The sequence below is a fragment of the Neobacillus rhizosphaerae genome (assembly GCF_050477885.1).
Taxonomy (GTDB): Bacteria; Bacillota; Bacilli; order Bacillales; family Cytobacillaceae; genus Neobacillus; species Neobacillus rhizosphaerae_A.
The window spans coordinates 1-12,372 of sequence record NZ_JBCNAC010000126.1 but is presented as its reverse complement, the minus strand read 5'-3'; the positions used below and the strand labels follow the sequence as shown (position 1 = coordinate 12,372).

The following is a 12,372-nucleotide window of genomic DNA, read 5'->3' as shown; positions in this document are numbered from 1 at the left end:
GGCGCTTCCGCTTTTCTATTCTCATTTACAAATATCTACGTCTAAATCTGTAACAGGCCACCAAAAGAAGCCATCCTTTTCCAACAGTTCATCTGCAGCCTGTGGTCCCATTGAACCGGAAGCGTAATTTGGGAATTCTGCCTTTGTTCCTTCCCACACTTCTGAAATCTTATCTACAAATGCCCAAGAATATGCTACTTCATCCCAATGCGTAAAGTTGGTCGCATCGCCACGCATGCAATCGTAAAGTAGCTTTTCATAGCCTTCAGGAGTGTTCATAGCATTAATTCCTGTGTTAGCAAAGCTTAGCTTCACCTCTTGTGCATCTAAATGGCCGCCAGCCTTTTTGGCATTAAGGTGAAGGGTTATTCCCTCTTCCGGCTGGATATGAATAACAAGGAGGTTTGGATTCAACATTTTTTCCGTCTGATAGTATAAATTCATTGGAATATCTTTAAATTGAACGACAATCTTTGTTGATTTTGCTGCCATTCGTTTACCAGTGCGAATATAAAATGGAACACCAGCCCAACGGAAGTTATCGATCATCACTTTACCTGCGACAAAGGTCTCTGTGTTCGATTCCTTGTCTACCATTTGTTCATCACGATAGGCGGGAACATTCTTATCATCCAGCATTCCCTCACCATATTGTCCGCGGACAAAGTAATCATTTACCTCGTCACCCACAACCGTTCTGAGTGAACGAAATACCCTTACTTTTTCGGAACGAATTTCATCCGTTGTCAATTTGATTGGAGGTTCCATGGCAAGCAAGGCTACCATTTGCATCATATGGTTTTGCAACATATCACGTAAAGCTCCGCTTGTTTCATAATAACGCCCTCGTTCTTCGACACCAAGTGTCTCACTAGACGTAATCTGGATATTAGATATATATCGGTTATTCCACAGCGGTTCGAAAATGGCATTGGCAAAACGAATGACTTCAATATTACGAACCATCTCTTTTCCAAGGTAGTGATCAATTCGATACACTTCTTCTTCAGAAAAGGCTGTTCTAATTTGTTTATTTAACTCTTTGGCAGATTCTAAATCATGTCCAAACGGTTTTTCAATGACTAAGCGTTTGTAACCTTTTACATTGGTTAACCCATCTGATTTTAAATGAAGCGCGATTGGTCCGAAGAATTCTGGTGCCATCGCGAGGTAAAAGATGCGATTTCCTTCAAGTTGATAATTCTCATCAATCTCATGAGCTAATTTATTTAATTCTGCGTATGAGCTTGAATCGGCTACATCGTGTGATTGATAGTAAAAATGAGAAGCAAACTCATCGAGATTATCCTTGTTCCCTAAGGCTCCTAATACTGAGTCCTGTACTGATTGCTGAAAATCATCATTAGACATAGATCTTCTTGCAACCCCAATGACAGCAAATTTATTTAATCTCCCCCGCTCAAATAAACGGTAAAGGGAAGGAAATAGCTTTCTATGAGCTAAATCTCCAGTTGCTCCGAAAATCATAATTAATGAAGTCATGTTTTTTTCCACGGGTTAAAGACCTCTTTCCTAGTAGCATAATTTGCATATGTAGTCTGAAGAAAAACAATTTCTTTTTCCAACTATTAAATTTAGCTGTTTTCATTAGGTTTCGCAAATATATTGATTTGCATGTAAGCAATATGTTTTTCTGTTATTAGATGAGCTAAGAAGAAATCCAAACCAATTTATGTTATATTATCAATATTGGCTAAGGAACGGTGAAAGGAGAATGGAACTTTGGATTTATTTTTTCTTGGAACGGGGGCAGGAATGCCGGCGAAAATCAGAAATGTCACATCTATAGCCTTGAAATTGCTCGAGGAACGGGGAGCAGTATGGTTATTTGATGTGGGGGAGGCGACCCAGCATCAAATTTTACATACATCCTTAAAACCGCGGCGGATTGAAAAAATTTTTATTACTCATTTACATGGTGATCATATTTATGGTTTACCTGGTTTGTTATCCAGTCGTTCGTTTCAAGGCGGGGAGTCAGCGGTTACGGTTTATGGACCAAAAGGAATTAAAGAATATATCGAGATGAGTCTGTCCCTAAGTCAGACCTATTTAAAATATCCCTTGAGCATCGTCGAAATTAACGAAGGAATTATTTTTGAAGATGAACAGTTTACTGTGGAAGCTCGGCTGCTTGAACATGGGATTCCTTCGTATGGATATCGAATCATGGAGAAGGACAGACCGGGGACTTTGCATGCTGATAAGTTAATTAAAGCGGGTGTTCAACCTGGGCCAATCTTTAGGCAAATAAAAAATGGAGAATCGGTTACTCTTGAAGACGGACGGGTGCTTGATCCGAAGGAGTTCCTTGGCCCTGAACAAAAAGGAAGAGTAGTTACCATTCTTGGAGACACAAGATATTGTGAAAATGCGATGCTATTAGCAAAAGAGTCAGACCTTTTAATCCATGAAGCAACCTTCTCAAAAGGGGAGGAAACTTTAGCCTACGATTACTTTCATTCAACGACCTATCAGGCAGCAGATATTGCAAGAAAGGCTGACTGCAAGCAGTTATGTTTGACCCACATCAGCTCACGATATGATCGGAATGATTGGAGCGAGTTAGTGGCTGAAGCAAAGGAAACCTTTCCTAATACAGACATCGCGGAAGATTTTAAAGAAATTCATATTCCTCTTAAGTAAAAAAAGCACTTACTGAAAAATCAGTAAGTGCTTTTCTTTTCTTATACCCATCCTCTTTCGTACTGCTTAGGTCCTTCAATCGAAACACCAAGTTCTTTGGCTGCTGTTCGTGGCCAGTATGGGTCACGCAGCAACTCACGAGCTAGAAATACCAAATCAGCTCGTTCATTCTGTAGGATTTCCTCAGCCTGTATGCCCGTAGTAATTAAGCCAACTGCACCAGTTGCAACATTAGCCCCGTTCTTAATCGTTTCAGAATACTTTACCTGATAACCTGGATACACATGAATATGTGCGGGTACCACAGCACCTGAGCTTACATCCACTAAGTCTACACCTTGTTCTTTCATCCACTCTGCGAACACTATGTAATCTTCAGGTGATAATCCATCCTCGTGATAATCATGAGCAGAAACCCTTACAAACAGGGGACCTGACCAAACCGTTTTAACAGCATCAATGACCTCACGCAGTAAACGGTAACGGTTTTCAGCTGCGCCGCCATATTCGTCTGTTCGTTTGTTGGAAAGTGGAGAAAGAAATTCATTAATTAAATAACCATGCGCTCCGTGAATTTCAATCACATCAAAACCAGCCTGGGCCGCTCGTTCCGCCCCTTTTTTAAAGGCTTCAACGGTCTCTTTAATATCAGTGACTGTCATTTCTTTCGGAGTTTTCGATTTTTCATTAAAAGCTATCGCTGAAGGTGCGATGATTTCACCTTCTAATACAGCTTTTCTTCCAGCATGGGCAAGCTGTATACCTGTTTTCGCCCCATGTTCTTTCATGAAACCAACAAGCTCTTGGAAGCTCTCAATATGGTCATCACTCCAAATACCTAAATCTTGTGGAGAAATCCTGCCTTGTGGAGTAACTGCTGTTGCTTCAACTATAATAAGACCAACTTGACCGACCGCTCTGCTTGTGTAGTGCGTACGATGCCAGTTCTGAACATGCCCGTCTTCATTATGGCTGGAGTACATGCACATTGGCGCCATGACTATTCGGTTTTTTAATGTCACTCCCTTTATAGTAATGGGAGAAAATAATTTTGTTGCCATCTAAAAGTCCCTCCTGTTTCTGTACTAACCACTTTAGTATAGCAAAAGGTATAAAATTAATGTAAAATCCTGCTTCAGTCGTGATCTCTTAATTCACTTAAGCGGTAAGTCGTTCCTCTCCAAACAATTCCTCCGCGTTTAAAAGTAAGCAAGCTTGCTCTAATAATCGAATAAATAAAAAGTAAAGCAGTAATGGGAAAAACGAGAAATAGTACAGGGGAAAAGACGGTCATTCTTTTAATAATCAACACATAAAGAATTCCACTCGTAACAATATTACCTAAGCTTAGAAAGGCTATGGTTTTGTTTGCAGAAAAAATCGTCAGGAACGGAAGCACATTGGTGACAAAGACTCCGAAGATCGAAAAAAAAACCATCCTGACTTGATAATTTAGGCCTGCAAACGTATTTTTCTCCAGACCGATAAATGCCTCTCTTAAACTCCCATACCATTCGACTTCAATTAGCCTTAGTGCTGTGACTATTCTTTGGTGGTAGCCAGCCTTTTTCAATTTCATCCCCAGTTGCAAGTCATCATCTGGCCGCATTTTTAGTCTTGCATGTGTGCCAAATGATTCATATGCCTCTTTAGAAACCAGATTGAATGCCCCAATTCCTGTTCCAATTTTCGATTTTGGATTATTTGCCATCCATGGCCGCTTAAAATAGGAAAAACCAAACAAGAAAAAAGCGACAAAGGTTTTTAGCCAAAAATGATTCGCGCTTAAATTGGGTGCGGCTGTTAAATGGTCGAGCAGGTGTTTTTCAACATAATGGAGTGCCTTTGCAAATGCTTCCTTTCCATATTTCACATCTGCATCAGTGAATAATAGCCATTTTCCTGATGCTTGAAGCGATCCCTTATATAAGGCATGATTTTTCCCAAGCCAACCTTCAGGTAATTCCTTCACATGAATAACCTTGACCCGAGGATCTTCCTTCTTCAATTCATCTAGAATTTTTCCAGTTTCATCTGTGGAGCGGTCATCTACTAAAATCCATTCCACATTTTTATAGGTTTGCTGCAGCTGGCTTAGGATACTCGCCTTTATTTGTTTTTCTTCGTTTCTAGCTGCTACGATTACCGATAACATGGGTCCTGTTTCTAAACTTTCCTCGTTTTCAAGCGAGTCTACTTGACGGAAACCGATCAATGCATCAATCAGAAAAACAAGCCAAACGAGAATTCCTAATGAAAATAATATTGTTAGCATGAACTACACTTCCTGGACCTTTTTCCACCTAGTTTATAGTAAATGAGTCAAATATCCAACTAGGAAGGTTGATCCGCTGTCTCAAGTTGTGAACGTAAGGCAGTTCCCATTTTCTTTGACTGGGCAGTCGCTGCCTTTATACAAGAAATGAACGCTTGCTGTACTCCGTTTTCTTCAAGGACTTTAATTCCGGCTTCTGTTGTTCCGCCAGGACTAGTTACTTCCTTGCGCAGTTGTGTAGAGGACTTACTCGATTTTTTGACCATCTCTGCTGCTCCCAGCAAAGTTTGAACAATGAGTTCACTAGCCATTTCTTTTTCAAGACCAACCTCAACTGCACTTTTTTCCATTGCTTCGATGAGATAATAGATGTAAGCTGGACCACTTCCGGATAGGCCTGTGACCGCATCCAACTGTTTTTCTTCCACAAAAGTCGTTAGTCCAACCGTACCAAAAAGGTTTCTTGTTATTTCTACCTGCTCGTTGGTAACCCGCTGATTCATAGCTACCGCGGTTGCAGATTTGCCAACTGCGGCTGAAGTGTTTGGCATGGACCGTACAATCGAAAGGGGTTTTCTTGCCAAGGTTTCAATGGTACTTATGGATACACCTGCTAAGACGGAAACGACTAGCATGTGCTCAGTTAGTTGTTCTCGAATGGCTTGGATTGCTGTCGCTGCATCTTTTGGCTTCATCGCTAACATGACAATATCTGCACCATCGAAAAGAACATTCAAATCATACGTGCTGCTAACACCATAACGCTCTCTAAGACTATTTAGCCTTTCCTTATTTGAATGGTTTGTTACCCATACATTTTTTCTATCAATTAATTCATTCTCAAGAATTCCCGAAATGAATGCTTCAGCCATTGATCCTGCACCGATAATCGCTATTTTGTTCATTTTTTTTCCTCCTTTTTCTCCGTAAAATAAAATAGACCCTTCATCCATAAAGGACGAAAGGCTGGCCTTAGTCATCGCTTTAACGTAGCAAATTTTAATTGTGATTATGCAAGAGAAATAGGTTATCTGTCAAGTGGAATGTTGTTAGAATTTTTTATTTTTTCTAAAAAAATTATGCAGAAATAATGACAATTGAAGAATAAATCGCTACACTTTATTTTATACATTAAATGACAATACTGTTCATATCGTTCTATTTTCATTTCTTTATTTAACAATAATATTAAGGGGTTTTTATTATGACAGAATGGAAAAATGGAATTGCTAAAATTACCTTACCGACACCATTTCCAGTTGGTGATGTGAATGTTTTTTTGATTAAAGGGGAGCGATTGACACTCGTTGACGTGGGAGTGAAAACAGAGGGATCTTGGAATTCATTGAAAGAACAAATGGCTGAATTACATTTACATCCGGATGATATTGAACAAGTAATTTTAACTCATCATCATCCCGACCATGCAGGAGGGCTTGACTTTTTCCCTGCTTCTGTAGAGGTTTATGGTCATCAGCTCAATGAACGGTGGATCAACCCGACAGAAGCCTTTTTTCAAGAACAAGAGGCGTTCTTCCGCTTATATTTTAAAGAATTTGGTCTTCCTGAGGAGTATTTTCCGTTCCTTTCTAAGCTAAGAAATACGCTGAAGTATTCTTGTAATCGTTCACTAACGGGACATCTTTCAGAGGGAATGAAGCCATTAGGGCTTAATGATTGGGAGGTAATTGAAACGCCAGGTCATGCTCAAAGTCAAATTGCTCTTTTCCGAGAAAAGGACGGAGTATTAATTGGTGGTGATTTAATTCTGGCTCATATTTCACCGAATCCATTGCTTGAGCCACCTGCACCTGGTGAAACAGAAAGACCAAAGCCACAGCTCCAGCATAACGATTCGATGAAAAAGCTGTTGGCGTATCCTATTCAGTATGTATACACGGGGCACGGTGAAGAAGTGTATGAATTAGAAGCGCTTATTGGAAAACGACTTACACGGCAGCATGAGCGGGCAATGACCGTTAAAAACTGGCTTCAAAAAGAGGAACTTACTGTATTTAAAATTTGTCAACGCCTTTTCCCGACCGTCTATCAGCGTGAACTCATGCTAACCATATCAGAAACGGTCGCTCAACTTGACTATTTATCCTCTATCGGCGAAATTAGTAGTAATAATAAACAGCCCGTTCTCTACAATCTACAAGGCAATCTGAAGATCGAGTAACGGGAGTAAGCGAGTAGAGGTGTTTATGTGGGAAGGGAACTACTAAAAGAAAAAAATATTGTGATTACCGGTGCATCAGGAGGAATAGGTGCAGAAATCGCTAAGCTTTGTGCAGCAAGTGGGGCCAACCTTGTATTACTGGCAAGAAGTATGGATAAGCTTGAGAAGCTTAAAGTTGAACTGCAGGAAACCCATCAAGTTAACGTGAATGTTTTTCAGCTTGATGTATCTGACACGGTACAGGTAGAGAAGGTATTTAAGCAGATTTTTGAAACGATTGGTCAGGTTGATATCCTTGTCAATAATGCAGGCTTCGGCATTTTTCGTGAAGCGCATAAAGCAACAATGGATGAAATCAAGGGTATGTTTGATGTGAATGTAGTGGGGCTGATGGCATGTACGAACATGGTGCTGCCGAAAATGCGGGAGAGACGTTCTGGTCATATCATCAATATTGCCTCGCAGGCAGGGAAGATTGCTACACCAAAATCAAGTGTATACTCAGCTACTAAACATGCCGTTCTTGGCTATACGAATGCACTAAGAATGGAACTTGCGGATTACAATGTGCTCGTAACAGCTGTTAATCCAGGACCAATCGCTACTAATTTTTTTGACATTGCAGATGAGCAAGGCACATACGTAAAAAATGTGCAGCGATACATGCTTCAGCCTGAATATGTTGCAAATAAGGTGGTTGACGGCATGCTGACGAAAACAAGAGAAATCAATTTGCCACGCTGGATGAACATGGGAAGCGTGGTTTATGTTCTTTTTCCACGGTTGTTTGAGCACCTCGGAAAGAGGGCGTTTAATTCAAAATAGTTTTAATTACTCAGCCTCAATTTGAGGCTTTTTATTTTGCCTAAACGAACGTCACCCTGTTAAAAATTCATAAACGGTATCATTTACTATTTCATGTAAATTGGCTGTGGGATCTTCTTCTTTTAAATGCAAAACCCGGCCTATTAGACCCTCCAAATCTTTTTCCCCAACTGGCATGGATTCAGTTGAATAATACTGCTTCAGACAGTTTAAAATCATTTTTTTAATCAGCATTTTCTCCAAAAAAATACACCTCACCTCTATTATAAAGGTTTTTTAGCTAATCTCTATACGAAAACTTATCAAAAAATTTCCATTGAATACGAACGCATATTCGCTTATTATTAGGAATATAATAATTAAGAACATATGTTCGAAAAAATACGATTTGAGGGAAACTCCATGGTCGATTACAGTACGCTGCCGCAAAATAAAATTTTATGTGTGGACATGAAAAGCTTTTATGCAAGCTGCTCCGCTGTCATGCTTGGCCTCGACCCATTGAATTGCTATTTAGCTGTTTGCGGTAATAAGGAACGCCAAGGAAGTATAGTACTTGCTGCTTCGCCGCGATTGAAAAAAGAATTTGGGATTAAAACGGGATCGCGAATGTTTGAAATTCCAAATGATCCAAGAATCCAAATTGTTGAGCCGAAAATGGCAACCTATTTACGTATTTCTACAGAAATTTCGCGCGTGTTTAACCGCTATGTACCAAAAGAGGCCATCCATACGTATAGCGTCGATGAAAGTTTCATTAAAGTCGATGGGGCTGATCATTTGTGGGGAGATGCTCATACCATTGCTCAAAAAATAAAGGATGATATTGAGCGGGAATTTCAGCTGCCATGTGCAGTGGGGATTGGCCCCAATATGTTAATGGCAAAGCTTTGTCTTGATCTTGATGCAAAGAAAAAAGGCGTGACAGAGTGGACATATGAGGACGTCCAAACAAAGCTTTGGAAGGTATCACCGCTTAGAGAAATGTGGGGTATTGGCAGACGTGTGGAAAAAACATTAAATAGTATGGGGATTTTTACTGTCGGCCAGTTGGCCCGCTATGATCTAGAAAAGCTGGAAAAGAAATTCGGAATTATGGGAAATCAGTTATATTATCATGCCTGGGGAGTGGACCTCTCTGATTTAGGAGCACCCATTATCCAAAGGCAAATTAGCTTCGGAAAAAGCCAAATTCTCCTAAGAGATTATAAAGAGGAAGAAGAGATTAAGGCTGTCATGTTAGAAATATGTGAAGAGGTGGCACGAAGAGCAAGAACACATCGAAAGGCAGGGAGAACGATTAGTCTTGGAGTAGGATACAGTCAAGATGAATTTGGCGGCGGTTTTCATCGTTCAAGAACCATTCATCAGCCCACAAATGTAACGATGGAGCTTTACCGTATCTGTCTGGAATTATTTCATGAGCACTATACAGGAAAGACAGTACGGCAAATTTCTATTGCCATTAGCAACATTGTTGATGACCGTGAGCTGCAGCTCGATCTTTTTGACAGGGGTGCCTATAAGAGACGAGAGCTTGGCTATGTGGTTGATGCTGTTCGGAGACGCTTCGGTGCAGGCTCTCTGTTGCGCGCAGTTTCTTATACAGCTGCAGGAACCGCCAAGCATCGTGCCACATTGGTTGGGGGACATAAAATGTAACGAAAGAAGGAGAGCGTATGATTCGCGACCGTGGGAGGATCAAGTGGACGTCGATGATGCTTCCTGAGCATGTGAAATTGCTTAGGGATTGGGTGAAGGAAGATGGATTTGAACAAAAAAGGGAAATGGATGAACAGCAGCTGGAGCTCATGAATGAGACCCTTTCGGAAGCGGTCGAGTTTGATCAGTTCGTTACCGTTACTCATTATCGGAATCGAAACTATGAAATTGTTATTGGAAAAATCCATTACTGGGATGAACTGCTGCAAAGACTTCATATCGTTGACCGCTTTGAAGAGATACACCGCATTCCCATTATGAATATTGCCGATATCAGACTGACCGATTTGTGAAAAACGGGCTTTGTTAATTGATATGAAGAAAAATCTGGAGAAGGAAAAAATTATAGAAAGAACAATCCAGTCTACGTGACCCAAAAGGGCTTGAGAAAGAGAGAAAGGTCACGTAGGAGCGGTCTACGTGACCCAAGTGGACTCAGGAAAGGGAGACCGGTAACGTAGGAGCGGTCTACGTGACTCAAGTAGGCTCAGGAAAGGGAGACCGGTCACGTAGAAGCGGTCTACGTGACCCAAGTAGGCACAGGAAAGAGAGACCGGTAACGTAGAAGCAGTCTACGTGACCCAAGTAGGCACTAGAAAGGGAGACCGGTAACGTAGAGGCGGTCTACGTGACCCAAGTAGGCATAGGAAAGAGAGACCGGTCTCATAGAAGCGGTCTACGTGACCCAAGTAGGCTCAGGAAAGGGAGACCGGTAACGTAGAAGCAGTCTACGTTACCCAAGTAGGCACAGGAAAAAGAGACCGGTCTCATTGAAGCGGTCTACGTGACCCAAGGAGGCTCAGGAAAGGGAGACCGGTAACGTAGAAGCAGTCTATTCAACAACACAAAAAAAAGAGCCGCCCAAAGAAAGGCCGCCCATGTTTATTCTATTCCTCTTTAGGAACGCGAACTTGAGAATCAAATTTCCCTTTATGTGAGCCGTCACAGTATGGCTTATTGTTTGATAAACCACAGCGGCAGAGGGAAAAGGCTGGTTTTGATGGATATACATTACCTTCGCCATCAAGCAATTCCACATCACCTGTAATTCGTAATGAACCGTTATCATTTACCTTGATTTGTACCTTTGACATAGCAAACACCCCTTTTGGAATTTCATATTAACTTTGAGAATAACTGGAATATAAGAAAAATGCAACAACAAAAGACGAGCAAAAAAATAAAAATCCCTTAAAACCTATGTTACAATCACGATATGCTTAAAGAAGGGGATTTAATCATGCAGATCAATATAACAGAGGCAGCAATAGAAAAAATCAATGACAGAACAGTGGGCCGTAAAGGATTTTTAAAATTAAAATACGATACAGATGGCTGCGGTTGCGCGGTAAATGGGGTAATTACCCTGTGGTTTGTACCGGTATTAGATCAAGATGACTTAGCTATCGAAACAAATGATCGACCGGTATATGTAGAAAAAGCGAAAACCGTTTTTTTAGACGATGAAATGAAAATTGATTTTTCCCAAACCGCCAATTGTTTTCAACTAAAAAGTCCACAGCAAATCTTAAATGGACGTATGAGCCTAATGATTAAAGAAAAAACAGACTGATCCCCAATAAAATGGACAGTCTGTTTTTTAAATAGTGGATAAACCCTGATGAACATAGGTCTCCAAAAATTCATCGATGACTCGCTCATAATCCGCACGGTTTTCGTTAAAGGACTGGGCATGCCGTCCATTTTCAGCAAGGTATAACATTTTAGGGCCCTTTTTTTGCTCAAATAAGTCCTTGGACATAGTAGGGAGAATAAAATCATCCTTTTGACTGTGAATAAATAGAACAGGATGTTTGATATTTTCAATGACCGAAATGGGTGATACATGACGAATGGAATATTTATCTCGAAAACGCAACAGGATATCACCAATCGGGAGTAATAGTCCGGGTAGAAGCTTAAAGTCTTTTTTTATGAGATAGGCAAGCTGCTCCTTAAAATCAGAAAATGGACAGTCAGCAATATAAAAATCTGCCCCGTCCTCAAGAAGCCCGGCATATAACAGCATAGTAGCCGCACCCATAGATTCCCCGTGAATGCCAAGCTCAAGATTTGGTCCTTTTTCTTTTTTTAGCCAATCGACAACCGTTTTTAGATCGAATTTTTCATAGTGACCAAAGCTGGTTGTTTTTCCACCGGATTCTCCGTGTCGGCGATGGTCGTAAATGAAAGCATTAAACCCTCTTTCAAGAAAGAGGTTCGCATATTTAATCGAATTAATTTTCGTTTCCGTTACGCCATGAGAAATAATGATATATCGGTTCGTCTTGTGTGGTTCAATAAGAAGTCCTTTAATCATGTAACCAAATGGTGAAGGAATATCAACCTCCTGCTTTGGTAAAGACTCGAATTCATCAGGCTTATATCGGCCAGCTTCCTTTTCACGCCTTAAGATTAATTCTTCATCCTTTTTCTTCATATACATCAGACGGTTGGTAAAGTATAGAGCAAGAGATAACCAGAAAAATAACACAATAAACAATGTCCGAAATGTCTTCCTCACAATTGGCACCCCCTGAAGTAATTACTATAAAATATGAAAGTCACGTATTTAGAATGAACAGTTTTAATTTTAGCATAAAAAAAGCCGCTCACACCAATAAGCGGCTCTTTTGAACTTTAATAACAGTCTAGCTGCAATGTCTAGCCCCTCGGGGCTGAACAAGACGCTTCCGTTTTT

General features: G+C 40.5%; 13 protein-coding genes. 6 read left to right on the top strand and 7 right to left on the bottom strand.

Annotation, left to right across the window (positions count from 1 at the left end):
• Positions 1-21 precede the first annotated feature (21 nt).
• Entirely contained in the window at positions 22-1,503 is a 1,482-nt protein-coding gene (gene zwf, locus ABES03_RS17990; RefSeq protein ID WP_430119170.1) for a glucose-6-phosphate dehydrogenase, read from the bottom strand.
• 240 nt (positions 1,504-1,743) lie between these two features.
• Here zwf and rnz point away from each other — a divergent pair, with 240 nt between their 5' ends.
• A complete protein-coding gene (gene rnz, locus ABES03_RS17985) occupies positions 1,744-2,667 on the top strand; it encodes a ribonuclease Z (protein ID WP_430119166.1) in 924 nt (307 codons plus the stop codon).
• A gap of 41 nt (positions 2,668-2,708) precedes the next feature.
• Here rnz and namA read toward each other — a convergent pair whose 3' ends face one another.
• The 3 genes from namA to proC form a co-directional block, all read right to left on the bottom strand.
• Positions 2,709-3,728, bottom strand: a complete 1,020-nt coding sequence (gene namA, locus ABES03_RS17980; RefSeq protein ID WP_430119164.1) for an NADPH dehydrogenase NamA — start codon at positions 3,726-3,728, stop codon at positions 2,709-2,711.
• A 74-nt stretch (positions 3,729-3,802) separates the two neighbouring features.
• Complete coding sequence (locus tag ABES03_RS17975; RefSeq protein ID WP_430119162.1) at positions 3,803-4,942, bottom strand: glycosyltransferase; 1,140 nt, start codon at positions 4,940-4,942, stop codon at positions 3,803-3,805.
• 59 nt (positions 4,943-5,001) lie between these two features.
• Positions 5,002-5,847, bottom strand: coding sequence for a pyrroline-5-carboxylate reductase (proC, locus tag ABES03_RS17970; RefSeq protein WP_430119160.1), 846 nt, complete (start codon positions 5,845-5,847; stop codon positions 5,002-5,004).
• A 299-nt stretch (positions 5,848-6,146) separates the two neighbouring features.
• Here proC and ABES03_RS17965 point away from each other — a divergent pair, with 299 nt between their 5' ends.
• On the top strand, positions 6,147-7,124 hold the full coding sequence (locus ABES03_RS17965) for an MBL fold metallo-hydrolase (RefSeq protein WP_430119158.1): 978 nt from the start codon (positions 6,147-6,149) through the stop codon (positions 7,122-7,124).
• A gap of 27 nt (positions 7,125-7,151) precedes the next feature.
• Complete coding sequence (locus tag ABES03_RS17960) at positions 7,152-7,949, top strand: SDR family NAD(P)-dependent oxidoreductase (protein WP_430119157.1); 798 nt, start codon at positions 7,152-7,154, stop codon at positions 7,947-7,949.
• Between the two features lie 51 nt (positions 7,950-8,000).
• Here the strand turns inward: ABES03_RS17960 and ABES03_RS17955 are convergent, their stop codons facing one another.
• A complete protein-coding gene (locus ABES03_RS17955; RefSeq protein WP_430119168.1) occupies positions 8,001-8,183 on the bottom strand; it encodes a YqzH family protein in 183 nt (60 codons plus the stop codon).
• A 168-nt stretch (positions 8,184-8,351) separates the two neighbouring features.
• On the opposite strand from ABES03_RS17955, the gene ABES03_RS17950 reads away from it, so the two are divergent.
• Together ABES03_RS17950 and ABES03_RS17945 are read left to right on the top strand one after the other, a co-directional pair.
• On the top strand, positions 8,352-9,611 hold the full coding sequence (locus tag ABES03_RS17950; protein WP_430119155.1) for a DNA polymerase thumb domain-containing protein: 1,260 nt from the start codon (positions 8,352-8,354) through the stop codon (positions 9,609-9,611).
• 17 nt (positions 9,612-9,628) lie between these two features.
• Positions 9,629-9,964, top strand: coding sequence for a YolD-like family protein (locus tag ABES03_RS17945; protein ID WP_430119153.1), 336 nt, complete (start codon positions 9,629-9,631; stop codon positions 9,962-9,964).
• A 594-nt stretch (positions 9,965-10,558) separates the two neighbouring features.
• On the opposite strand, the gene ABES03_RS17940 is transcribed toward ABES03_RS17945, so the two are convergent.
• Positions 10,559-10,765, bottom strand: a complete 207-nt coding sequence (locus ABES03_RS17940; protein ID WP_309860888.1) for a CDGSH iron-sulfur domain-containing protein — start codon at positions 10,763-10,765, stop codon at positions 10,559-10,561.
• Positions 10,766-10,911: 146 nt separating this feature from the next.
• Between ABES03_RS17940 and ABES03_RS17935 the strand changes: the two genes are divergently transcribed.
• A complete protein-coding gene (locus ABES03_RS17935; protein ID WP_430119151.1) occupies positions 10,912-11,244 on the top strand; it encodes an iron-sulfur cluster biosynthesis family protein in 333 nt (110 codons plus the stop codon).
• A 27-nt stretch (positions 11,245-11,271) separates the two neighbouring features.
• On the opposite strand, the gene ABES03_RS17930 is transcribed toward ABES03_RS17935, so the two are convergent.
• Positions 11,272-12,195, bottom strand: coding sequence for an alpha/beta hydrolase (locus ABES03_RS17930; protein ID WP_430119149.1), 924 nt, complete (start codon positions 12,193-12,195; stop codon positions 11,272-11,274).
• Between the last annotated feature and the right edge of the window lie 177 nt (positions 12,196-12,372).

Bases quoted from the DNA above. Each gene is read 5' to 3' on its own strand.
- namA (WP_430119164.1), bottom strand. From the start codon at position 3,728: ATGGCAACAAAATTATTTTCTCCCATTACTATAAAGGGAGTGACATTA.
- ABES03_RS17955 (WP_430119168.1), bottom strand. From the start codon at position 8,183: ATGCTGATTAAAAAAATGATTTTAAACTGTCTGAAGCAGTATTATTCA.
- ABES03_RS17945 (WP_430119153.1), top strand. From the start codon at position 9,629: ATGATTCGCGACCGTGGGAGGATCAAGTGGACGTCGATGATGCTTCCT.
- ABES03_RS17965 (WP_430119158.1), top strand. From the start codon at position 6,147: ATGACAGAATGGAAAAATGGAATTGCTAAAATTACCTTACCGACACCA.
- zwf (WP_430119170.1), bottom strand. From the start codon at position 1,503: ATGACTTCATTAATTATGATTTTCGGAGCAACTGGAGATTTAGCTCAT.
- ABES03_RS17950 (WP_430119155.1), top strand. From the start codon at position 8,352: ATGGTCGATTACAGTACGCTGCCGCAAAATAAAATTTTATGTGTGGAC.
- ABES03_RS17940 (WP_309860888.1), bottom strand. From the start codon at position 10,765: ATGTCAAAGGTACAAATCAAGGTAAATGATAACGGTTCATTACGAATT.
- proC (WP_430119160.1), bottom strand. From the start codon at position 5,847: ATGAACAAAATAGCGATTATCGGTGCAGGATCAATGGCTGAAGCATTC.
- ABES03_RS17935 (WP_430119151.1), top strand. From the start codon at position 10,912: ATGCAGATCAATATAACAGAGGCAGCAATAGAAAAAATCAATGACAGA.
- ABES03_RS17975 (WP_430119162.1), bottom strand. From the start codon at position 4,942: ATGCTAACAATATTATTTTCATTAGGAATTCTCGTTTGGCTTGTTTTT.